The following is a 22,863-nucleotide window of genomic DNA, read 5'->3' as shown; positions in this document are numbered from 1 at the left end:
ACTCCTGGCGAGTCGCCTGCTGAACTCACACTGAATGGCACGCATCCGATTCCCTGAACTTGACGTAGTTCCCTATTCGGGAAGGCGTCGAGCGCGGTTCGAGGGCGATGTTATTCAAGGGCTGTGTCATTCAAGGGCTGTGCCAATCGAGACGGTTGAGGTTCGAAGCCAAGATCATGCGAGGCATGAGTTCGGTGGCTCGAGGCGGGCCGAGATGCCGGACCGAGACAGGCCCGGTCAATAACGGAGCCAGCCAGTGCCAGCCAGTAATAGGGCCAGCCAGTAATAGGGCCAGCCAGTAATAGGGCCAGCCAATAGATGGGCCGATATCAATAACTAGGGAAGGTTTAAAACTGCAAGGAATACGCGGTCGCCATACGGCAGGATTGCCATGGCGAGGTACTCAGGTAGCCAAGATTGGGGGTAGTGGACATGAGCATGCTTGAACGGGAAATTCAGGATGTTGAGCTCGAAGGTGTCGATGCCACAGAAGTCGATAACGACGACACGGGTCGCAAGGATGATGAAAGCGCTTTCGAGAAGGCGTTGAACCGTGAAGAAAATTCCTACCACCACAGCCTCGACGCGACGCAGATCTATCTTAACGAGATCGGTTTTTCGCCGCTGCTGACACCCGAAGAGGAAGTACATTACGGCCGGCTCGCTCAGAAAGGAGACCCGGCGGGCCGTCAACGCATGATCGAATCCAATCTGCGGCTGGTGGTCAAGATCGCTCGACGTTATCTCAACCGTGGACTGTCGCTGCTCGATCTGATCGAAGAGGGCAATCTGGGATTGATCCGTGCCGTCGAGAAATTCGATCCGGAGCGCGGCTTTCGCTTCTCGACCTACGCCACCTGGTGGATTCGTCAGACCATCGAGCGGGCATTGATGAATCAGACGCGAACGATCCGTCTGCCGATTCATGTGGTCAAGGAGCTCAACGTCTATTTGCGCGCGGCGCGTGAGTTGACCCAGAAGCTGGATCACGAGGCAACCGCTGAAGAGATCGCCGAATTTCTCGACAAGCCGGTGGGCACCGTCAAGCGGATGCTCGGGCTCAACGAGCGCGTCTCCTCGGTCGATTATCCGATGGGGGCCGAGAGCGACAAGCCGCTGATCGACACCATCGCCGACGAAAACGAGGATGGCCCGGAGTCCAATCTGGTCGATGACGACGTCAAGCAGCACGTCGACGAATGGCTGGTGGAACTCAGCGACAAGCAGCGCGAAGTGGTGCTGCGCCGTTTCGGTCTGCGCGGACATGAGGCTGCCACTCTCGAGGAAGTGGGCGAGGAGATCGGATTGACCCGGGAGCGGGTTCGTCAGATTCAGGTCGAGGCGCTCAAGAAGCTGCGCCGGATGCTGGAAAAGCAGGGCCTGTCGATGGATTCGATCTTCGAGTAGTAGGTGATCGGGCAGCAACAAATGCGCAAATGCCGGTGAAGGCCGGCCCCGCTATTGATCCGATCGCATACATGCGGCATTGTATGTAAACCTCGAACCGAGGCGTCAGCGAGTTTGCCGACGCCTCGGTCGTTTGTTGTGTGATCCGGATGACGTCGATGACCATCGGCGTCTCGAGTCCGCCAGAAAAACAGCCATGATTGGGTCTCTGGGCGATGCCCGGCAATCTCGATTGCCTGCGCATGCCGGCAGGACTCGCGCGGTCGGTTTGGTATCATCGCCAGAGCTCAACGATAGGAAATGTCCCGATGTCGCCTCTCATCTCGTTGCCGTCGCGTTCTCCATTGCGACACGCCATATCGCTGTTGGTCGTCGCGGCGTTCGCCCCTGCGGTCCAGGCAGCAGATCTACTGACCATTACCCAGGATGCCCTGACGCATTCGGCAACGCTGAACTCGTCGCGCTCGACGTTCAAGAGCACCGAAGCCGGCCAGGACGTGGCTCGTGGCGCGTTGCTGCCGCAGATCAGCGCAACGGGAAGCGTGTACCACGAGAAGGTCTTCGATGAACAAAGCTCGACGTTCAGTGGCGGCGGCAGTGGCAGTGGGTCTATCAGCGGTACGCGCTCCGATGACAGCTACAACGGCACCAGCGCGGGCGTCAACGTCACCCAGGCATTGTTCGACGCGAGCAACTGGTATCAGTACCAGCAGAGCAAGAAACAGGTAGGCCAGCAGGCCCTGCAGCTGGAGATCGATCAGCAACAACTGCTTTATGATGTCTCCGAAGCCTACTTCGAGACGCTACGCGCCAAGGAAGTGCTGGAAGCGCGTCAGGCGCAGGAGAAGGCGATCGGGCGTCAGCGCGAACAGGCCAACGAGCAGTTCAATGTCGGCCTGGTGGCGATTACCGATGTCAACGAAGCGCAAGCCGCCTTCGATTCGGCGCGTGCCCAACGTATTGCCGCCAAGAACGATCTGCAGGTCAGCTTCGAGACGCTCGAGCGGCTGACGGGACGGCAGTACGACAGCATCGAACGGCTGGACGACGATCTGCCGATCCAGCCGCCGACTCCGGCCCGGCGTGGCGAATGGGTCGATATGGCGATGGCCAGTAGCCCGTCGATCCAGTACGCGCAGGCGGCCGTCGATCTGGCAAAATCGGGTGTGGATATTGCTCAGGCCGGCCATTTGCCGACATTGGATGCTTTCGCGGATTACTCCTATTCGGATAGCGACAATGACTACACCCGCGGCCATGGCGAAGACCTGCAGGTCGGCGTACAGGCCAATCTGCCGATCTATTCCGGCGGTTCCACCAGCGCGTCGGTGCGCGAGAACACCTACACGCTGGAAGCGACGCAATATGATTTCGAGGATCAGCGTCGCTACACGACTCAGCAGGTTCGCTCGCTGTTTACCCGGGTAGGTAACGACGTCGAGTCGGTCGAGGCGCAGCGTGAGGCGATCGTCTCCAGCCGTAGTGCGGTCGAAGCAACTCGTGCCGGCTACGAGGTGGGTACACGGAATATCGTCGACGTGCTCGATGCCGAGCAGTCGCTCTACGAATCGATGTCCGACTATGCCGATGCCCGCTATACCTACGTCACCGACCTGCTGCAGCTTCGCCAGCAGGCCGGCGTGCTCAACCTCGACGTGATTCGCGGCACCAACCGTTGGCTGCTCGACAGCAACCCGGTGTCGTTGAATATGGACGACGCCGATAACGACATGGGTGCCGAGGACATCGGCCAGCGACCCAAGCCGCCGCAGTCGTGACACGACGCTGACTTGGATGGCCCCGACGCCGCTGCTCACTCAGCGGCGTCTTCATTGGGGCGCGAGGCGCGTACTTTCCAGGGTACTCACGAGCACGCAGCGCTTTCCGGCAGGGTAGAATGGCGGCAGGCATCCGCTGGGGTTGCCTGTTGTCTGGTTGCTTTTAAGGAAGTGTCATGGCCCGGCCGCTCATCGCCGATATCGATTTGAATGCCCTGCGCCACAATTACGCCGTTGCCCGCGATCTGGCGCCTCTTAGCCGCTGCATGGCAGTGATCAAGGCCAATGCCTACGGGCATGGGGCGGTGGCGTGCGCCAAGGCGCTGGAAGCCCTCGCGCCGGCATTCGCGGTGGCCTCGCTGGAAGAAGCCGAAGCGCTGCGGGAAGCGGGCGTCAAGCGTTCGATTGTGCTGCTGGAAGGCATCTTCGAGGCTGGCGAGCTGCCCCGCGTCGAGGCGCTGGGTCTGTGGCAAGTCGTCCACAGCGACTGGCAGCTTCAAGCCGTGTTGAAGCATCCGGCAGTTGATCCGCTGACAGTCTGGCTCAAACTGGATTCGGGAATGCATCGGCTCGGCTACGATCCCGAAACTTTCGTTGAACGCTGGGCGCGACTGCGGGCATCGCCTCGGGTTCGCGATCTTCATCTGATCAGTCATTTTTCCAGCGCCGACCGTTGCGATACCTCCCAATTCGAACAGCAGCAGCGGGTCATCGAATCGATCGGTGAGCGTTTGCAGGCACCGCGCTGTGTCGCCAACTCGCCGGCGACGCTGGTCAAGCCGCAGACCCACGCGCAATGGAATCGGCCCGGCATCATGCTCTACGGCAGCAATCCGCTCGAAAGTGCACTACCGGCCGGCATTGCGCTGGAACCGGTGATGACGCTGCGGTCACGGTTGATTGCGGTGCAATCTCTGGCGGGCGGCGAGCCGGTCGGCTACGGCGCTCGCTGGCGGACTGCCGGGCCGTCGCGGATCGGTGTGGTTGCCGCCGGCTACGGCGACGGCTACGACCGTCATGCCCGCGACGGAACGCCGATCCTGGTCGACGGCCAGCGCTGCCCGCTGGTGGGGCGGGTGTCGATGGATATGCTGACGGTCGATATCAGCCATCTGCCCGAGGCGGATGTCGGCAGCGAAGTCGTGCTATGGGGACAGGGGCTCAGCGTCGACGAGGTGGCGATCCACAGCGACACCATCGGATATACCTTGCTGACGGGCGTTCTGCCACGAGTACCCCGGCGCTATTCCGGCGACGCGTAGCAGCCACTCGCGCCATTTCGCTACACTGTCCGGCGTTCACACGGAATCGGAAGATCCATGGCCAAGAAAGTCTATCCCGCCAATCATGCTCATCCTCGCTACTGGGGGGCTTGGTTAGGCATTGCCTTGATGCGCCTGGGCGCGCTTCTGCCCTGGCGCGCCAAGCTGGCGCTGGGACGAACGATCGGTCTGCTGAGCTGGAAACTGGCCAAGCGCCGTCGCCACATTACCGACACCAACCTGGCGCTCTGTTTTCCCGAGTTGGACGATCGGCAGCGGGCGGCACTGGTCAAGAAAACCTTCGTCGCCAATGGTATCGGCATTCTCGAGACGGCCACCGGCTGGTGCCGCGACCCCGAGCATCTACGTCATCGCGTCGCCTTTCGCGGCACCGAGCACATGGATCGGGCCATGGCGCAGGGTAAGGGCGCGTTGATCATCGGGATTCATTTTTCGACTCTGGACCTGGGTGGCGCGCTGCATTCGCTGTTCTTTCCCGCCGATGTCGTCTATCGACCGCACGACAATCCCGTGTTCGAAGACTTCATGACCCGCGCTCGGCGCGGCATCTTCGGTGCGGCGATCGATCGCCACGATCTGCGGGGCGTGGTTCGTCGGATCAAGTCCGGCCATGCCGTGTGGTACTCGCCGGACCAGGATTTCGGTCGCGAAGCGAGCGTGTTCGCACCGTTCTTCGGCGTACCGGCAGCGTCGATCAAGTTGACCGCCAAGATTGCCAAGATGACGGGCGCGCCGGTGATGCCGCTGATGTTTCACCGCAACCCGGACAATCGCACCTATACGCTGGAATATCTGCCGCCGCTGGAGAACTTTCCCAGTGGCGATGAAGTGGCCGACGCGGCACAGGTGAACGCGTTCATCGAGCAGGCGATTCGGCGTCATCCGGAGCAGTATCTGTGGCTGCATCGACGCTTCAAGACGCGTCCCCAGGGCGAGCGTTCCTTTTATTGAGCAGGGAGTTACGCGAGAGACTTGACGAAAGGGTCGGAAACGGCAAGGCTTAGACTGTCCTCACGGAATGAGAGGATGGTTTGCCGAACCGGATAGGCCGGATCGGTAGATCCAACGGGTCAGCACAGGAAGAGTTGCCATGCTTAGCTACGCCGTCATTTTTCTTATCGTCGCCATCATCGCCGGGGTTCTGGGTTTCGGTGGTATCGCCGGTGCCGCTGCGACGATCGCCAAGGTTCTGTTCGTGATCTTCTTGATCCTGTTCGTCGTGTCACTGATCCGCGGCCGAGGCCGTTGACACTTAAGAGTCGGTAACGATGAAGTCGGCAGCGTTCGCAGCCGCCAGCAGCGAGGTCGACAGCGAACAAGCCGGCAACGAATGATTCGATACTTACGATTCGGTACTTATGATTCGGTACTCACAAATACCCCGCCTGATTGGCGGGGTATTTGCGTTCAACGGGGACGAAAAGCGATCCGAGAGTCAGGCGTCGATGCGCTTGTACTTCATTCGCTTCGGCGTGTCGTTGCCGACACGCTTGTGGTAGTCCGCTTCGTACTCGGCGTAGTTGCCTTCGAAGAAGACCACGTTGGAATCGCCCTCGTAGGCCAGGATGTGCGTCGCGATACGATCGAGGAACCAGCGATCGTGCGAGATCACCAGAGCGCAGCCAGGGAAGGCCAGCAACGCTTCTTCCAGCGCGCGCAGCGTCTCGATATCGAGATCGTTGGAGGGTTCGTCGAGCAGCAGCACATTGGCGGCCTGCTTGAGCGTCTGGGCCAGCTGCAGGCGCCCACGCTCACCGCCCGAGAGATCGCTCAGACGTTTCTGCTGGTCGGTGCCCTTGAAGTTGAACCTGCCCACGTAGGCGCGCGAGGAGACTTCATAGCCGTTGATGTTGAGAATATCCTGGCCGTCGGAAACGGCTTCCCACACGGTCTGGGTATTGTCGAAGTGATCGCGCAACTGTTCGACGTAGGCAACGCTGACCGTGTCGCCGAGCACCACTTCGCCCCCATCCGGCGGTTCCTTGCCGTCGATCAGCTTGAACAGCGTCGACTTGCCGGCGCCGTTGCCACCGACGATGCCCACGATCGCGCCAGTCGGCACCTGGAAGCTGAGATTGTCGAACAGCATCTTCTCGTCGAAACGCTTGCTGACATCGTGAAACTCGATGACCTTGTCGCCTAGACGGGGCCCGGGCGGAATGTAGATCTCGTTGGTTTCGTTGCGTTTCTGATAGTCGCCCGACTGGAGCTCTTCGAAGCGGTTGAGACGCGCCTTGCTCTTGGCCTGACGCCCCTTGGCATTCTGACGAACCCACTCCAGCTCCTGCTTGATCGCGCGCTGGCGTCCGGCTTCCTGTTTGGACTCCTGCTCGAGGCGCTTTTCCTTGGACTCGAGCCACTGGGAGTAGTTGCCTTCGAACGGAATGCCCTGGCCGCGGTCGAGCTCCAGGATCCAGCCGGCGACATTGTCGAGGAAGTAGCGGTCGTGGGTGATCGCCACAACGGTACCCGGATAGTCGTGCAGGAAGCGTTCCAGCCAGGCGACGGATTCGGCGTCCAGATGGTTGGTCGGTTCGTCGAGCAGCAGCATGTCCGGGCTCGAGAGCAGCAGCCGGCATAGCGCCACGCGGCGCCGCTCGCCGCCGGAAAGATGGCCCACGCTGGCCTCCCAGGAAGGCAGCCGCAGCGCCTCCGCGGCCACTTCCAGCTTGCGCTCGATGTTATGCGCATCGGCCGCTTCGATGATGTTCTCCAGGCGCGCCTGCTGTGCGGCCAGCGCGTCGAAGTCGGCGTCCGGCTCGGCGTAGGCGACGTAGACGGCTTCCAGCTGCTCCTGGGCCTGCTTGATCTCGCCCAGCGCTTCCTCGACCGTTTCGCGAACGCTCTTGCTGTCGTCGAGCTCCGGCTCCTGCGGCAGATAGCCGATATTGATGCCCGGCATCGGCCGCGCTTCGCCGTTATGCTCGGTGTCGAGGCCGGCCATGATGCGCAGCAGCGTCGACTTTCCCGAGCCGTTGAGGCCGAGCACGCCGATCTTGGCGCCAGGGAAGAAGGATAGCGAGATATCCTTGAGGATCTCGCGCTTCGGGGGGACGACCTTGCCCACCCGGTTCATGGTGTAAACGTATTGCGCCATGGAAATCCGGTTATATGTCGCGGTGAATAGAAACAGTCAGTCTTTGCTGAAACGCCCGTCAACAGGGCTCAGCGTAGTTCTGGAAGGGTAAACCAGTCATGCCGACAATGCGAACGGGCGCCTGAGCGCCCGTGGTAAATCCCGTGGTAATGAAGTCTGCCTGTGAAACGCGTAGCGAGGCCTACTCTTCTTCGTCGCCGAAATCGTTGTACCAGTCGTCTTCGATGGCACGCTTGAGGCGACGTTCCTCGAGCAGTGCCTCGACCTGACGTCGGGCGCGTAAGGAATCCGCCTTGCTGCTGCGGGGACGCTCGAACTGCTCATCATTGACGGCTTCGGAGAAATCCTGCTCTTCGATATATTCTTCACGGCTCATTGCCTAGCCCTCCCGTGATATCGCATCTCAGTGACGCTTCGGGCTATATATCGTCGTATGATTCAGGATACAAGACTTCAGGCGTGAAAAAGTTTGTCAGCATCATCTCCAGCCCGCGGGTCACGCTGGAAAACCAAGCGTAATTAAACTGGGCAGCCCAAAACGGGCAGCGTAGACTCCGCGGCTTTCCTGAACGCCGGAAGTCTATGCATGAGCCAGTTACCTCCTTGCCCGCAGTGCGGGTCCGAATATACCTACGTCGATAGCCAACTGTTTATCTGCCCCGAGTGTGCCCATGAGTGGTCCGATGCGGATGCCGGCGCCGAGGATGGCCAGGACAGCGTCGTAACCGATGCGCACGGCACGCCGCTCGCCGATGGTGACAGCATCACCGTGATCAAGGATCTTAAGATCAAAGGCTCGTCCCTGGTGGTGAAGGTCGGCACCAAGGTCAAGAACATTCGACTGGTGGATGGTGACCACGACATCGACTGCAAGGTCGACGGCATCGGACCGATGAAGCTCAAATCGGAGTTCGTCAAGAAAGCTTGAAACCGATCCAAAGCGTTTTTGGGATACCCATTAACGTAAAGAGCATCAAAAAAAGTCGGCCGAGGGCAGCGGCTAAGATCGCATGGCGTGTGCCAATTCGGTGCGATCAGGATTCCTTCGAGCGCACTTCGTATTCGCCATCGAGGACGTGCTGGGAACGCTTGGCGGCATTGGCATCACTTTCGTGAGCGCCGATATCCGGATCCGCGCTGCCGCCGGCATATTGCGCTCGGGAAGCGCGAACCTGCTCGGCCCGCTTTTTCATCCGGTGGCGGAGAAACGGCAGCATCGCCCAGCCGATGACAAGGAAGAACAGGCCAAGCAGGGTGCCGATGATCAGCATGACGCCGAACAGTAGCCAGGTCGCCAGCAGGCGCAGACCGCCGGCCCCTTGACGCGGACGAGTTTGATGGACGCGCTCGCGCCATTGCTGGGCGGCGCGCCAGGCGGCGTTGTCATTCTGGCGGTTATCGGTCATCCGGTTTCACCCCCGGTGTTGATATCTACGAACTTTAGATCGTCGCGATGCAGTTCGAGATCGAACTCAGTTTGATTGCCAGTGTAGCCTTCGATCTCGATGTGCCCATCACTATCGACCTCGAGCTCCTCCAAATGTTGCATGCCTTGATCACGAGCGCGATCCAGCGCCTGTCGTAGTTCTTCTCCGCTCAGACTCCAGTCCGGCGTGTTCGACTTGCGCTGGCTTTCACGCGTCGGGGTTGCGTTGTCGAGCGTCATCGAGACGTCGAGCTCCCAGCCGTCTTGCCGCCAGCCTTCGATCTCGAGACGGTTGTCGTCATGATCGACGTCGAGCTTTTCATAGCGACTGAAGCCGTAGCGTTCGGCACCGTTGAGCAGCGTGTCCAGCTGGCTGTAGGAGAGGGCTTTGTCGTCTGCCATGGCACCGGCGCTGATCCCGCTGCCAAGTGCCACGGCAGAGAGCATCCATGGATTTTTCATCACTAGTCTCCTGATACCGGGTATCGTGAAAACGTCCACTGCGGCAGCGCGCAGGCTCTGCCGATGTCTACCGTTATACTCGGGGGGACCTTGCCCCGAACTGAAGGCGGCGTTCATCCTGGGTTCATCGCTCTCGTTGAGCGGACGCCATCGGCGAGATGTCTTGATCTGGCGGATTCATCTCGGGTTAATGGCGATTGCGGCACACTATGGAAATGAAACTTCGAAACGCGCTCGTGCTGCTGTCGATCCTGCCGCTGCTGGTGAGCGGCACTCTGGTGCCTGTCAGCGCCGACGGCGACAACTGGAGAGATCTGCACCAGGAGGTCAAGGAAGGCCATCTGGTGGGCATCGACGAGGTCATGGATTGGCTGGAAGCTCGCTATGATGGCCAGATCCTCGAGGTCGAGCTGGAACAGGATGACGGCCTGATCGAATACGAGGTAGAAATGATCGGGCCCCAGGGGCAGGTGGTCGAATTCGAGTTCGATGCCACCAGCGGCGAGCTGTTGAGCGTCGAAGGCGTCAATATCGAGGCGATGAAGAAATCGCCCTAGGTTGTCGCCTGTCGAGCGCTTGTCGAGCGTCGAGGGCGATAACGTGTCTTGAGTCAGGGAGTCGGTAATGAAGGTATTGCTGGTCGAAGACGATGCCGCGCTCGCCGAGGCGCTGGCGAGCGCGCTGGCGGAAGCCGGCCTGTTGATCGAGTCGACCACCACCGGGCAGCAGGCCGATTATCTGGTGCGTACCGAACGCTATGACGCGGCCATCCTCGATCTGGGACTGCCCGACGGCGACGGCACACGATGGCTCTCGCAGTGGCGCGAGGATGATATCGATCTGCCGGTACTGGTGCTGACGGCACGTGAACGCTGGTCCGACAAGGCGGCCGGCTTTTCCGCCGGTGCCGACGATTATGTGGTCAAGCCGTTCGAGACCGCCGAGGTGCTGTTCCGGCTGCGGGCGCTGGTCCGGCGCAGTCACGGCCACGCTCATCCGGTGATTCGGGTGGGCGAGCTGACCCTGGATACGCATTCGGGCAGTGTTTCACTGGCAGCTCGCCCGATCACCCTGACCGCCCAGGAGTCGCGGCTGCTCTCGTATCTGATGCATGCTTCGCCGCGGATCGTCAGCCGCGCCGAGCTTGTCGAGCATGTCTACAACCGTGATCATGAACCCGATTCCAACGTCATCGACGTCCAGATCAGTCGTCTGCGGCGCAAGTTCGGCCGTGCCCGCATCGAAACGCTTCGTGGCCAGGGTTATCGCCTGGTCGATCTTGAGGCCGGGGCTTGAAAGATCGAGAACCGAGAGGCCGAGACTTGAAAGGCGATCGCTCGAGAGAAGACGGCTGGAAACGCTGGCGGCCACGCTGGGTGGCCCGGCTTGGCGAATGGCTGCGGCTGGCGCCGTTGGGCGCGAGGCTGCTGGTCGCCTCGCTGGTGCTGGTCATCGTGCTGTTACCCCTGGCTGGTGCCGGGCTGAGCTACAACTTCCGCCAATCCGCCACCGCCTCTTTCGATAGCCGTCTCGAATCCCTGCTCAATGCATTGCTGGCCGGCATGCAGGTCGACAACATCGGCCAGCGCCTGCAGCTCAACCGCTCGTTGGGTGACGCCCGCTTCGATCGGGTCTATTCCGGCTGGTACTGGCAAGTGACCGACGGCGACGATCTCACCCTGACGTCGCGTTCGCTGTGGGATCAGCGACTGCCGGTGCCCCAAGATGACGATGGAATCCATGTTTACGAAGTCGAGGGTCCCCGCGACGACGACCTGCGCATGATCGAGCGCGATCTGCGCCTGCCGGGGCACCGCGAGACGGTCCATGTCGCGCTGGCGGGATCGACCGTGGAGCTGAATCACGAAGTGGGGCGCTTCGAACGTCTGTTGATACTGTCGCTTGCCACTTTCGGCGTGTTGCTGCTGGCCGGACTGGCGCTGCAGATGCGCTGGGGGCTGGCACCGCTACGCCGGATGTCGGCCAATCTGCGAGCGGTGGAGGAGGGCGAGATCGAGCGCCTGGATACCCAGTTGCCGGTGGAGCTCAAGGAGCTGGCACTGGCGATGAACGGCGTGCTTGAGCGTGACCGGCGGTTGATCGAGCGCGGGCGCGCGGCGGCGGGCAATCTGGCCCACGCGCTGAAGACGCCGGTGAGCGTGCTCAAGACGCTTTCCGAACGCTTCCCGGAGGCGCAGCGCCGGCCCATCAATACCGAACTGACGCGGATCGACGATGCCGTTCGCCACCACCTGGCCCGAGCCTCGGCAGCGGGTGGCGTGGCTTTTTCCGGGCGGGTATCGATCCATGACGCTATCGCCCCGGTGGTGCAGGGGCTGGCCAAGCTGGCGTCGCGACGGGGCATACGCTTCGATGCCGATATCGATTCCGGGGCGACCGCACGGATCGATCCCCAGGACCTTCAGGAGCTCACCGGCAATCTGCTCGAGAACGCGCTGCGTTGGGCAGAGGGCCGAGTGCTATTCAAGGTCTCTCGGGTGTCACAAGGTGTGCGTCTGCGAATCGAGGATGACGGTCCGGGGATGACTCAAGCGCAGAGTGAGGCCGCGCTGGCGCGAGGCGTGCGTCTGGATGTGCGCGACTCTGGTTTCAGTTCGGGTTCCAGTGCGGGTTCCGGGCCGGGCGGTTCGGGGCTGGGGCTGGCGATCGTCGAGGATCTGATGATGCTTTACGGCGGCACGCTGCGTCTGGAGCGCGCCGCCATCGGCGGGTTGGCCGCCGACGTGTGGCTTCCGGCGTCGCCGGTCTCAGTGCAGTCCGGGGAGACTCCGACGCCCGGATGACGGCGTGTGGCTAGACCATGGCCGCGTCGGCGGAGGATCGGGTCACTGAATCATGGGTCACTGCGTCAGCAGTTGGCCTCGAACCACGGTGCGAAAACCTCGCTGATCCGGTGACTGGATGGCCGCCAACGCCAGCTGCAACGCCTGCTGCGCGATCTCCGGCAAATTGTGATGGATGCAGGGAATCTGCAGGCCGAACACGTCGCTGTGCTCGATGTCGTCGATGCTGAACAGCTGGATATCACGCTGTGGAACGACCCCGCGTTCGTGACACAGCTTCAACACCGCCATGGTGATCTGGTTGTTGGCACCGATGATTCCCTGTGGCCAGGGGTGATCGCGCAGATACTCGCGTAGCGCGTCATAGGCGGGTTCGAAGGAGAAGTCGCTGTACACCACGTCGAGCGTTATCCCACGGCCTCCGATGGCCTCCCGGATGCCGGACATGCGGCCGATCGAGACCATCGAGTCGGCCGGCCCGGAGACTGCCAGCAACTGCGTGATTCCCCGCTCGAGGCAATAGCGTCCGGCTTGATAGCCGCAGTCGAGATTGTCGATGTAGACCCCGCCGTAATGGACCGCCTTGAGCTCGCGATCCACCAGTACCACCGGGATGCCCGCCGAGGCGAGGCGATCCAGATAGGTTGGGTGGTAATCGATATCCGACGAGATCACCGACAGGATGACGGCGTCGACGGAGAACTCGATCAGTTTGCCGATCGCTTCCGCCTCCAGCGTCTCCGATTCGTAGGAGTCGAATACCAGCACGGTATAACCGCGAGCTCTGGCCGCCAGCGTGATTTCGCGGGTCAGGCGGGCAAAAAACGGGTTGCCCATGTTGGGATTGACGATACCCAGGGTGCGGGTAACGGCGGTATCACGAGCCCCCGATGGCGGCACGTAATTGAGTTCGCGAGCGATGCGCAGTATCTGGGTGCGGGTTTCGGCATGGACTTTGTCCGGCGAGGAGAACGCCCGCGATACCGTGATCTTGCTGACACCGGCCAGTCGGGCGATATCTTCGAGCGTGGTTCGAGGCATCGCCTCATCTCCCTGATGACCCGCATGATCTTCTGTGCCTGAATGCGGCAAGCCGGATACGGATGCCCAGCATCTCGAATGTTTGGACATTACGTATCATTTCGCATCATTTTCTATCATCGATAGTGTCTCTGTCATCTACCTTTTTCTCTAATACTTAGGTCTATGCTGGGCATTAAACATTGGTCTAATAGAGTTTATCTTTTTGAATTTGCTTGCTTATTTTAATCATCGTCAGCTTGATTCCTCGGGTGTTAACGTTATGATCTATCTTTGATGTCATGAGCGTTCAAGTATCCGTTCTTGCAATGCACACGGTCGGTCCTCGTCTCTGAACAACGCCAGCCTGGAATCTCAAGGTCGGACCGTGCCCGGGGATCGTTCGGCACTCGGCGTGACAGCCGTCAAAGCCCTAGCAATAACAAGCACTACGAGAGGAATTCCAGATGAGACTTGCCTTGTTTGTTTCAGGCATCGGGATCGCAGGCCTTGGGGTCTGTTCCGCTGCCATGGCGCAGAGCACGGACATCACCGTGGCCACCGTGAACAACCCCGACATGGTGACGATGCAGAGCATGATGTCGGCGTTCAACGATGCCCACCCGGATATCAATGTGAACTGGGTGACGCTGCCGGAAAACGAACTGCGTCAGAAAGTGACCACCGACATCGCCAGCGGCGCCGGTCAGTATGACGTGGTCACCGTGAGCAACTACGAGACGCCGATCTGGGCACAGAACGATTGGCTGTCGCCAATGGAGAATCTGCCCGAAAGCTATGACGCCGACGATCTTCTCAAGCCGGTCAAGGATGGTCTGTCGGTGGACGGCAAGCTCTATGCGCTGCCGTTTTATGCCGAGTCCTCGGTGACCTATTACCGCAAGGATCTGTTCGAGAAGGCCGGCATCGAAATGCCGGACAAGCCGACCTGGACCCAGATGAAGGAATTCGCTTCCAAGATCCAGTCGAAATCGGATGGCGTCTACGGTATCTGCCTTCGCGGGCTGCCGGGCTGGGGTCAGAACATGGCGCTGTTCGGCACCATGGTCAACAGCTTCGGCGGACGCTGGTTCGACATGGACTGGAAACCGCAGCTGACCAGCGACGAGTGGAAGAACGCGGCCAACGCCTACGTCGAACTGCTCAACGATTATGGCCCGCCGGGGGTGACCTCCAACGGCTTCACCGAGTCCGAGACCCTTTTCGCCAACGGTCAGTGCGGCATGTGGGTGGATTCTACCGTGGCGGCCAGTTACGTCAGCGATCCGGAAACCTCCAAGATCGCCGACAAGGTGGGCTTCGCTCAGGCGCCTCACGAGAAGACCGAGAAGGGTTCCAACTGGCTGTTCACCTGGGCGCTGGCAGTGCCGCAGTCGTCCAAGCATCAGGAAGCCGCGAAGACCTTCGTCGACTGGGCGACCTCCAAGGATTACATCCAGGCCGTGGCGGACGACAAGGGTTGGCTGGCGGTACCTCCGGGCACGCGACAGTCCACCTATGACAGTGACGACTACGTCAAGGCAGCGCCGTTTGCGCCGCTGGTCGAGACGGCGATCAAGAGCGCCAGCCCGACCGATCCCAGCGCGCAGGAAGTGCCCTACACCGGCGTGCAGTTCGTCACCATTCCGCAGTTCCAGGCAATCGGTACTCGTGTCGGCCAGCTGATGGCAGCAATGCTCTCGGGTGAGAGCAGTGTCGACGAGGCGCTCCAGCAGGGGCAGACCTTCACCGACCGCATCATGCAGCAGACCGGCAAACCGCAGTAAGCAAGGCATGGGACACCGCCGATCGATTCGATCGGCGGTGTCGCTGCGTAAGCTGGAGCTGTCCAGTCGGAGCTAACTAGTCGGAGCTGTCTAGTCTGACCTGCCTAGTCTGACCAAGGGTTGCGTCATGCAATCCGAAGCCACGGGAATCCCGCATGAAAGCCATTTCTCGAACTGCCCCGAGCGCTGAAGCTACCGGCGCTCGTTCGTTCGCTCGTACCACGCGGCTGCTGATGGCGCCGGCGGTCATCTTCCTGCTGATATGGATGCTCGTGCCGCTGGCCATGACCATCTATTACTCGTTTCAGCAGTACAACCTGCTCATGCCGATGTACAACGGCTTTGCCGGTTTGAACAATTTCGCGATCCTGCTGGGCGACGCCACTTTCTGGAAGTCGCTGGCCAATACCCTGATCATCGTTGCGGCCAGTCTGGTCATCACGGTCTGTTTGGGCTTGGCACTGGCACTGCTGTTCAATCGCACCTTCGTCGGCCGTGGCGTGGCTCGCACGCTGGCGGTGGCGCCCTTTTTCGTCATGCCGGTAGTGACCGGTCTGATCTGGAAGAACATGCTGTTCCACCCGGTCTTCGGTCTGTTCGCCTGGTTGGCACGGCAACTGGGGCTGGAGCCGGTCGACTGGCTCGCCCACTATCCAATGCTATCGGTGATCATCATGATTACCTGGGAGTGGACGCCGTTCGCGCTGCTGGTATTGCTGACCGGACTGCAGTCACTGCCGGAAGACCAGATCGAGGCGGCCAAGCTCGATGGTGCCAGCGCCTGGCAGGAATTCCAGCACATCGTGATTCCGCACCTGGGGCAGGTGCTGTATGTCGTGGTGATGCTGGAGAGCATCTTCTTCCTGACCTCGTTTGCCGAGATCTACACCACCACCGGTGGCGGCCCCGGTACGGCAACCACCAACCTGCCGTACTACATCTTTCAGACCGTATTCCAGCAGAACGATATCGGCATCGCTTCGGCAGCCGCCATCGGGGCGGTAATCCTGGCGAACATCTTCGCCATCATGCTGATTCGCTTCATTGCCGGGAACCTCAACGCGGGAGCCGCACGATGAACTCATCTCGTTTCAGCAACGGTGTCATGGGCGTGCTCGCGTGGATCGTGGCGCTGCTGATCTTCTTCCCGATCCTGTGGCTGCTGTTGACGGCGTTCAAGTCCGAGCAGGAAGCCTTCACGGTCGTGCCGAGCTTCTTCTTTTCGCCGACGCTCGAGAGTTTCAAGACGGCGTTGGCGCAGGGCAGCGGCTATTGGCACTACGCCTGGAATTCGGTGCTGACCGCCGTCGCCTCGACCGTCATCGGGCTGGCACTGGCGGTGCCGGCGGCCTACGCCATGGCGTTCTATCCCAACAAGCGCACCGACTTCCTGCTGGTATGGATGGTGTCGACCAAGTTCATTCCGGCGGTCGGCGTGCTGATTCCGATCTATCTGGTCTACAGCGCGGTCGGGCTTCTGGACAACGCGTTGGGGCTGACGCTTCTGTTCACGGCCATGAACCTGCCGATCATCGTGTGGATGGTCTACTCCTACTTCCGCGACATCCCCAAGGATATCGTCGAGGCGGCCGACATCGACGGTGCCAGCATCATGCAGACGCTGTTCAAGGTGGTGCTGCCGCTGGCGTTGCCGGGGCTGGCCTCGACCGGGCTGCTGGCGCTGATCCTGGCGTGGAACGAGTCGTTCTGGAGCATCACCATGACGGATCACGACGCGGCGACTCTGGCGGTCTACATCGCCTCGTTCAAGAGTGCCGAAGGACTCTATTGGGCCAAGATGTCCGCTGCTTCGGTACTGGCCATCGCGCCGATCATCGTGCTCGGTTGGTTCACGCAACGCCAGATGGTCAGAGGCCTGACTTTCGGCGCCGTTAAATGATCGGCGAACGCGCCGGTAACGAATCTTTTTCAGAGGGCTAACGAGATGGCCATCGTCGAACTCAAGAATGTCGCCAAGAACTATGCTCAGGGTCTCGTTAAGGGCAAAGGCGACAAAAGCAGCAACGCAGTCGATAACTTCAATCTGGTCACCCGCGACGGCGAATTCGTGGTGCTGGTGGGTCCTTCGGGCTGCGGCAAGTCGACCACCATGCGCATGATCGCCGGGCTGGAGCGCAATACCGAAGGCGAAATCCTGATCGGCGGCAGAGATGTCAGTCAGGTGCCGCCCAAGGAGCGCGATATCGCGATGGTGTTCCAGAGCTACGCGCTTTATCCGCACATGAGCGTTGCCGACAACATGGGGTTCAGCCTGAAGCTGAAAAAACGCCCCGCGGCAGAGATCAAGGCCAAGATCGAGGAAGCGGCACAGACACTGGGAATTCAGCCTCTGCTGGATCGCAAGCCGCGCGAGCTTTCCGGCGGTCAGCGTCAACGCGTCGCGCTGGGCAGAGCGATCGTGCGCGATCCGCAGGTTTTCCTGATGGACGAGCCACTCTCCAACCTGGATGCCAAACTGCGCGTCGATATGCGTGCCGAGATCGTCAAGCTGCACAAGCGTCTCAAGGTGACTACGTTCTACGTGACCCACGACCAGGTCGAAGCCATGACCATGGGCGAGCGCATCGTGGTGATGAAGGACGGCAGAATTCAGCAGATCGATACGCCGATCAATCTCTACGAATTCCCGGCCAATCGTTTCGTGGCCGGTTTCATCGGCAACCCGTCGATGAACTTTCTGCGCGCCAGGCATGCCGAAGGAGTCGTCAGTGGCGACGGCTATCGACTGACGCTGGATGACAGCCACCGGCCCGTCGTGGCCACCCGGAACGTGGGTGATGTCTGGGTCGGTATTCGTCCGGAGCATCTCCGATTGAGCGATGGCGCGGCGACCAATCGTGTCGAAGGCACGGTGGATGTGGTCGAGACGTTGGGGGCGGTGACCATGGTGCAACTGAGCGTGGGCGAGCATTCCGTCACCGCACAGCTGCCCGGTCACCAGAAAGTCGAGATCGGTGACACCCTGACGCTGGCCTGCGACAGCGACAAGTTGCATCTGTTCGACACCGACAGTGAACTGGCCATTGGTCGCGAGCCGGCGGAGCAGCCTTCGGTCGCCGCCAAGGCCTGATCGGGGCCGAACGCGTTCAGAATCTTTATGGGCAGTGACTTTTCAGGAGACAACCTATGCCATCGCTGAATTCGGCGGCCCTCGGCCAGCTCGAGAACACCGTCGCCAAGCCGTCCTACGATCGCAGTCGGGTCACGCCGGGTATCGTCCACTTCGGCGTCGGCGGCTTTCATCGCGCTCATCAGGCGATGTATCTCGATGATCTGATGAATCGAGGCGAAGCGCTGGACTGGGGTATCGTCGGGGTCGGCGTGATGCCCGGCGATCGTCGCATGCAGGCGGCGCTCTCCGCTCAGGATCATCTCTATACCTTGGTGATCAAGCATCCCGAGGGCGAGTACCAGGCGCGGGTCATCGGCTCGATCATCGACTATCGCTATGCGCCGGACGATATCGAAGGAACGCTGGAATTGTTGGCAGACCCCAAGATCCGCATCGTGTCGCTGACGGTGACCGAGGGGGGCTACAACTTTCACCATGTCACCGGCGAGTTTGACCTCGGAAACGCGGATGTCGAACACGATCTGGCCTCGCCGAAGACCCCCAGAACCACTTTCGGGATCGTCGCCGAGGCGTTGGCGCGGCGGCGGGAGCGGGGTGTAGAGCCATTCACGGTGATGTCCTGCGACAACATTCAGGGTAACGGCGAAGTCGCCCATAAGATGTTCGTGGCCTACGCCAGAGCGCGGGACGCGGAACTGGGTGACTGGATCGATGCCAACGTGCATTTTCCCAACTCGATGGTCGATCGCATCACGCCGGTGACCACCGACGGAGACATCGAAGAGATTCACCAGCGGTTCGGTATCGAGGATCGCTGGCCGGTGGTCTGCGAGCCCTTCACTCAATGGGTGCTGGAGGACCATTTCAACGCTGGCCGTCCTGCCTACGATCAGGTCGGCGTGCAGCTGGTCGAAGATGTCATGCCCTACGAGCTGATGAAGCTGCGTCTGCTCAACGCCAGCCATCAGGCGCTGACCTACTTCGGCTATCTGGCCGGCTACCGCTATGCTCATGAAGTGTGTCAGGACCCGCTGTTCGTCGACTTCCTGCTCGATTACATGAACCGCGAGGGCACGCCGACCCTGCGGCCGGTGCCGGGCGTCGATCTCGACGATTACAAGCACACGCTGATCGCGCGTTTTGCCAATCCGGAGATCAAGGACACCCTGGCGCGGCTGTGTGCCGAAAGCTCGGATCGCATCCCCAAATGGCTGCTGCCGGTGATTCGCGAGCAGTTGGCACAGGGCGGCGAGATTCATCGCAGCGCGGCGGTCGTCGCCAGCTGGGCACGCTATGCCGAGGGCGCCGACGAGCAGGGCGAGTCGATCGTGGTCGTCGATCGTCTGAAAGACGAGCTGACGGCGATCGCCAAACGTAACCGCGACGAACCGACCGCCTTCATCGAGAATCGTCAGCTGTTCGGCGATCTGGCCGACGACGAGCGTTTCCGCGCGGCCTATCTCGATGCACTCGAAAGGCTTTATCGCGACGGCGCGCGAGCCTGTGTCGAGCATCTCGTGGCGCATTGACGTCAGCGGATGACGAATTGAGGTCGGCGTTCGCGCCGGCCGCGCAAGCGATACGAAATCGGAACTGATCAAGGGATGGACGCGATGTATATCGGCGTGGATTGTGGCACGCAGAGCACCAAGGTCGTGGTGGTCGATGGTGACGACGGACGCATCGTTGGTGAAGCTTCTCGTCCCCACCAGCTGGAACAGGGCGACCACGGCCGACGGGAACAGCGTGTCGAGGAGTGGACCGAGGCCTTTCGCGGCGCCCTCGAAGAGGCGCTGAGCGATGCCGGAGTGAAGGCGGACACGATCCGGGCCATCGGTATTTCCGGCCAACAGCACGGCATGGTAGCGCTGGATGGCGATGGCGCGCCGCTACATCCGGCCAAGCTCTGGAACGATACCGAGACTGCCGATTGGAACGCGCGACTGATCGAGCAGCTCGGTGGCGAACAGGGCTGCATCGACAAGCTCGGACTGGTACTGCAGACCGGTTATACCGCCTCCAAGATTGCCTGGCTGCGCGAAACCCATCCTGACGCCTATCGGAAAATCGCCACGCTGCTGCTGCCGCACGACTATCTCAACTTCTGGCTGACCGGCGAGCGGGTGGCCGAGCCGGGCGATGCATCCGGCACCGGTTATTTCGATACGCGAGCGCGAACCTGGCGGCGAGACGTGTTCGACATCATCGCCCCAGAGCTCGATTTCGACACGGTGCTGCCGAGACTGATCGATTCCCGCGAGGCAGTGGGAAAGGTGCGCCCAGAGCTGGCCCGCGAGCTGGGGCTGAGTGATGACGTGCTCGTCTCCAGCGGCGGTGGCGACAACATGATGGGAGCCATCGGCACCGGCAATATCGAGCCGGGGCGGGTCACGATCAGTCTGGGGACTTCCGGCACCATTGCCGTTCATTCCTCCGATCCGGTGGTGCCGGACAACGCCATGGTGGCGAACTTCTGCGCCAGTCACGGCGGCTGGCTACCGTTGATCTGCACCATGAACGTCACCTCGGCCACGACCACGCTGCGGGAGCTGGTCGGGCTGGACATCGACGGTTTCAATCGTGCCGTCGCCAAGGCCGAGCCGGGGGCGGGTGGCATCACTTTGCTGCCGTTCTTCAGTGGCGAACGGGTGCCGGCGTTGCCCCAGGCGCAGGCGAGCATGAGCGGCCTGACCAGCTTCAACACCACCCCGGAAAATCTGTGCCGTGCCGCTGTCGAAAGCGCCACCTTCGGGCTGCGTTATGGGCTCGAACTGCTGGGCCCGTTGGCCAGTCAGGCAACTCAGGTGCGGCTCGTTGGCGGCGGGGCCAAAAGCCCGGTGTGGCGCCAGATCGTGGCCGATGTGCTCGATGTCGAGGTGGTCTGTCCCCAGGTCACCGAGGCCGCGGCTTTCGGCGGGGCGATCCAGGCACGCTGGTGCGATGACCGTGAGTCCGAAGTGGCATTGGATACGCTCTGCCGGGATTGGGTGCGCCTGGATGAATCCACGCTGACTCGGCCACAGCCGGAAACCGTCGCCTGCTATGATGATATCTATCGCCGCTACCGCGAGGCGCTGAGCCGCGAGCACGGTATCGCTTGAGTCTTCGGTATCCTTCCGGGGGCGGCTCTCGTATCGCCCGACGGCCGCGACCGTATCGCCGGTTGACCGCCACCGCGTCGTCAGTGGGCAGCGATGCTGTCGCCCGAAAACAGCTGCCTCGAGGCTTGAAATCGCGCTTTGTTCCCCCATTGATAGTGGACAGGAGAAGGCGTTGCCGATGGGGGCGATATTGACCGGCAGTAACATTCTTGCCGTCGCCTATTCGTCGCTTATTTTCAGTTCGGGCCTTGAGTATCATCATTCTGATTGTGTGATGCGGCCTCACGTCAAAGAGTGCGCGGAACGCGGTCAAGTCACGGTGATAGCTACGCATCGGTGTTATGCTTTCAGAATTAGGATTGCGAAGGGATGCAATCACACGCTACGACGATGGAGTGACTCATGACGCAGCAACTCGACTCTCTCAAGCAACTTTCCATGGTAGTCGCCGATACCGGCGATCTGGATGCCATCCGCCGCTATCAGCCGCATGACGCGACTACCAATCCCTCTCTGATTCTCAAGGCCTTCGATCTCGAGGGCTATCAGGCGTTGATCGACGAGACATTGACCGCGGTGAAGTCGGAAGTGTCCGATGCCGACGCGCGCGTCGAGGACGCGGTCGATCGTCTCTGTGTGGCGATCGGCACCGAGATCACCAAGATCATTCCTGGCCGTGTCTCCACCGAAGTGGCCGCCAAGCTCTCCTTCGACGAGGAAGCCAGCTTCGAGAAGGCCCACCATCTGATCAAGCTGTACGAGAAGCAGGGCGTCTCCAAGGACCGCGTGCTGATCAAGCTTGCTTCTACCTGGGAAGGCATTCGTGCTGCCGAAAGGCTCGAGAAGGAAGGTATCAAGTGCAATCTGACGCTGCTCTTCTCCGATGCCCAGGCGCGCGCCTGTTTCGAAGCCGGCGTCTATCTGATCTCTCCCTTCGTCGGCCGCGTCACCGACTGGTACAAGAAATCCACCGGTACCGAATCCTACGCGCCGGACGAGGATCCGGGCGTCAAGTTCGTCCGAGGTGTGTGCGACTACGCCAGCCAGTACGGTTACAAGACGGTGGTCATGGGCGCCAGCTTCCGCAACACCGATCAGATTCTGGCGCTGGCCGGCTGTAATCGCCTGACCATTTCGCCAGCGCTGCTCGAGGAGCTCTCCTCGGCGGAAGGGGACGTGACGCGCAAGATCACCGACGAGGGTAGCGGCACCGAGCGCCTCGATCCGATCGGTGAAGCGCAGTTCCGCTGGGAGCACAACGAGGACGCCATGGCGACCGAAAAGCTGGCCGAAGGCATCCGTACCTTCGCCGCCGACCAGAAGAAGCTGGAAGGTCTGCTGGCCAAGCGTTTGGGTTGATAGCCCTTGGGCTGACTTCTCATCCCTGCCTCGAAATGAAAACACCCGGCCATGTGCCGGGTGTTTTTTCGTGGGTAGTTAGGATTCGTCTGATTCGCGGGCGGAGAGCCTGTCACTGATCGTGCATTAGCGATCCTCAGCGTTGATTGACGAGGGGGCTTAACGCTCGTCCCCTCACCGCTCCGCTTCTATTGGCGTCGCAAGACCGCGAAACCCGGTATGAGAAAGCGCCTGCGCTTCGGGTC

At 60.9% G+C, this 22,863-nt stretch carries 21 protein-coding genes; 16 read left to right on the top strand and 5 right to left on the bottom strand.

Going from position 1 to position 22,863, the window contains the following annotated elements:
* The first annotated feature begins 432 nt into the window (after positions 1-432).
* From rpoS to BTW08_RS15055, 5 genes are all read left to right on the top strand, one after another.
* Positions 433-1,407: an RNA polymerase sigma factor RpoS gene (gene rpoS, locus BTW08_RS15075; RefSeq protein ID WP_075563342.1), complete on the top strand. Its 975-nt coding sequence runs from the start codon at positions 433-435 to the stop codon at positions 1,405-1,407.
* A gap of 308 nt (positions 1,408-1,715) precedes the next feature.
* A complete protein-coding gene (locus BTW08_RS15070) occupies positions 1,716-3,185 on the top strand; it encodes a TolC family outer membrane protein (RefSeq protein WP_075563341.1) in 1,470 nt (489 codons plus the stop codon).
* Between the two features lie 176 nt (positions 3,186-3,361).
* Positions 3,362-4,447, top strand: coding sequence for an alanine racemase (alr, locus tag BTW08_RS15065; RefSeq protein ID WP_075563340.1), 1,086 nt, complete (start codon positions 3,362-3,364; stop codon positions 4,445-4,447).
* A gap of 57 nt (positions 4,448-4,504) precedes the next feature.
* Positions 4,505-5,419 (top strand): LpxL/LpxP family Kdo(2)-lipid IV(A) lauroyl/palmitoleoyl acyltransferase, encoded by a 915-nt coding sequence (gene lpxL / locus BTW08_RS15060; protein WP_075563339.1) that lies wholly within the window; start codon positions 4,505-4,507, stop codon positions 5,417-5,419.
* A gap of 139 nt (positions 5,420-5,558) precedes the next feature.
* Entirely contained in the window at positions 5,559-5,717 is a 159-nt protein-coding gene (locus BTW08_RS15055; protein ID WP_071231586.1) for a DUF1328 domain-containing protein, read from the top strand.
* Positions 5,718-5,903: 186 nt separating this feature from the next.
* On the opposite strand, the gene ettA is transcribed toward BTW08_RS15055, so the two are convergent.
* Both ettA and BTW08_RS15045 read right to left on the bottom strand, forming a co-directional pair.
* The gene (gene ettA / locus BTW08_RS15050) at positions 5,904-7,565 is read right to left on the bottom strand and encodes an energy-dependent translational throttle protein EttA (RefSeq protein ID WP_075563338.1); all 1,662 of its coding nucleotides are present in this window, start codon (positions 7,563-7,565) and stop codon (positions 5,904-5,906) included.
* A gap of 181 nt (positions 7,566-7,746) precedes the next feature.
* Complete coding sequence (locus BTW08_RS15045) at positions 7,747-7,941, bottom strand: hypothetical protein (protein ID WP_075563337.1); 195 nt, start codon at positions 7,939-7,941, stop codon at positions 7,747-7,749.
* Positions 7,942-8,151: 210 nt separating this feature from the next.
* Between BTW08_RS15045 and BTW08_RS15040 the strand changes: the two genes are divergently transcribed.
* Positions 8,152-8,493 carry a zinc ribbon domain-containing protein YjdM gene (locus BTW08_RS15040; RefSeq protein WP_075563336.1) on the top strand — a complete coding sequence of 114 codons (342 nt, stop codon included), beginning with the start codon at positions 8,152-8,154 and terminating at the stop codon, positions 8,491-8,493.
* Positions 8,494-8,599: 106 nt separating this feature from the next.
* Here BTW08_RS15040 and BTW08_RS15035 read toward each other — a convergent pair whose 3' ends face one another.
* Both BTW08_RS15035 and BTW08_RS15030 read right to left on the bottom strand, forming a co-directional pair.
* Positions 8,600-8,971, bottom strand: a complete 372-nt coding sequence (locus tag BTW08_RS15035) for a hypothetical protein (protein WP_075563335.1) — start codon at positions 8,969-8,971, stop codon at positions 8,600-8,602.
* The gene (locus BTW08_RS15030; RefSeq protein WP_075563334.1) at positions 8,968-9,453 is read right to left on the bottom strand and encodes a PepSY domain-containing protein; all 486 of its coding nucleotides are present in this window, start codon (positions 9,451-9,453) and stop codon (positions 8,968-8,970) included. The genes BTW08_RS15035 and BTW08_RS15030 overlap by 4 nt, the downstream gene beginning before the upstream one ends.
* Positions 9,454-9,668: 215 nt before the next feature.
* Between BTW08_RS15030 and BTW08_RS15025 the strand changes: the two genes are divergently transcribed.
* The 3 genes from BTW08_RS15025 (at position 9,669) to BTW08_RS15015 (ending at position 12,257) form a co-directional block, all read left to right on the top strand.
* Positions 9,669-10,010, top strand: a complete 342-nt coding sequence (locus BTW08_RS15025) for a PepSY domain-containing protein (protein ID WP_075563333.1) — start codon at positions 9,669-9,671, stop codon at positions 10,008-10,010.
* A gap of 67 nt (positions 10,011-10,077) precedes the next feature.
* A complete protein-coding gene (locus BTW08_RS15020; protein ID WP_075563332.1) occupies positions 10,078-10,749 on the top strand; it encodes a response regulator transcription factor in 672 nt (223 codons plus the stop codon).
* 26 nt (positions 10,750-10,775) lie between these two features.
* Positions 10,776-12,257, top strand: a complete 1,482-nt coding sequence (locus BTW08_RS15015; RefSeq protein ID WP_348638915.1) for a HAMP domain-containing sensor histidine kinase — start codon at positions 10,776-10,778, stop codon at positions 12,255-12,257.
* A 57-nt stretch (positions 12,258-12,314) separates the two neighbouring features.
* Here the strand turns inward: BTW08_RS15015 and BTW08_RS15010 are convergent, their stop codons facing one another.
* Positions 12,315-13,298 carry a LacI family DNA-binding transcriptional regulator gene (locus BTW08_RS15010; protein WP_168170670.1) on the bottom strand — a complete coding sequence of 328 codons (984 nt, stop codon included), beginning with the start codon at positions 13,296-13,298 and terminating at the stop codon, positions 12,315-12,317.
* Positions 13,299-13,744: 446 nt separating this feature from the next.
* Between BTW08_RS15010 and BTW08_RS15005 the strand changes: the two genes are divergently transcribed.
* The 7 genes from BTW08_RS15005 to tal all read left to right on the top strand — a co-directional run bounded on the left by BTW08_RS15005 (position 13,745) and on the right by tal (position 22,618).
* On the top strand, positions 13,745-15,064 hold the full coding sequence (locus BTW08_RS15005) for a sugar ABC transporter substrate-binding protein (protein ID WP_075563331.1): 1,320 nt from the start codon (positions 13,745-13,747) through the stop codon (positions 15,062-15,064).
* 233 nt (positions 15,065-15,297) lie between these two features.
* Positions 15,298-16,143: a sugar ABC transporter permease gene (locus tag BTW08_RS15000; protein WP_075563362.1), complete on the top strand. Its 846-nt coding sequence runs from the start codon at positions 15,298-15,300 to the stop codon at positions 16,141-16,143.
* Positions 16,140-16,964: a carbohydrate ABC transporter permease gene (locus BTW08_RS14995; protein ID WP_075563330.1), complete on the top strand. Its 825-nt coding sequence runs from the start codon at positions 16,140-16,142 to the stop codon at positions 16,962-16,964. The genes BTW08_RS15000 and BTW08_RS14995 overlap by 4 nt, the downstream gene beginning before the upstream one ends.
* A 45-nt stretch (positions 16,965-17,009) precedes the next feature.
* Positions 17,010-18,155: a sn-glycerol-3-phosphate ABC transporter ATP-binding protein UgpC gene (gene ugpC / locus BTW08_RS14990; protein WP_075563329.1), complete on the top strand. Its 1,146-nt coding sequence runs from the start codon at positions 17,010-17,012 to the stop codon at positions 18,153-18,155.
* A 56-nt stretch (positions 18,156-18,211) separates the two neighbouring features.
* Positions 18,212-19,687 carry a mannitol dehydrogenase family protein gene (locus BTW08_RS14985; RefSeq protein ID WP_075563328.1) on the top strand — a complete coding sequence of 492 codons (1,476 nt, stop codon included), beginning with the start codon at positions 18,212-18,214 and terminating at the stop codon, positions 19,685-19,687.
* An 84-nt stretch (positions 19,688-19,771) separates the two neighbouring features.
* On the top strand, positions 19,772-21,259 hold the full coding sequence (xylB, locus tag BTW08_RS14980; RefSeq protein ID WP_075563327.1) for a xylulokinase: 1,488 nt from the start codon (positions 19,772-19,774) through the stop codon (positions 21,257-21,259).
* Between the two features lie 402 nt (positions 21,260-21,661).
* Positions 21,662-22,618: a transaldolase gene (gene tal, locus BTW08_RS14975; protein ID WP_075563326.1), complete on the top strand. Its 957-nt coding sequence runs from the start codon at positions 21,662-21,664 to the stop codon at positions 22,616-22,618.
* Positions 22,619-22,863 lie beyond the last annotated feature (245 nt).

The organism is Salinicola sp. MH3R3-1, assembly GCF_001937155.1.
Taxonomy (GTDB): domain Bacteria; phylum Pseudomonadota; class Gammaproteobacteria; order Pseudomonadales; family Halomonadaceae; genus Salinicola; species Salinicola halophyticus.
This window is presented reverse-complemented; position numbering and strand designations above follow the sequence as displayed.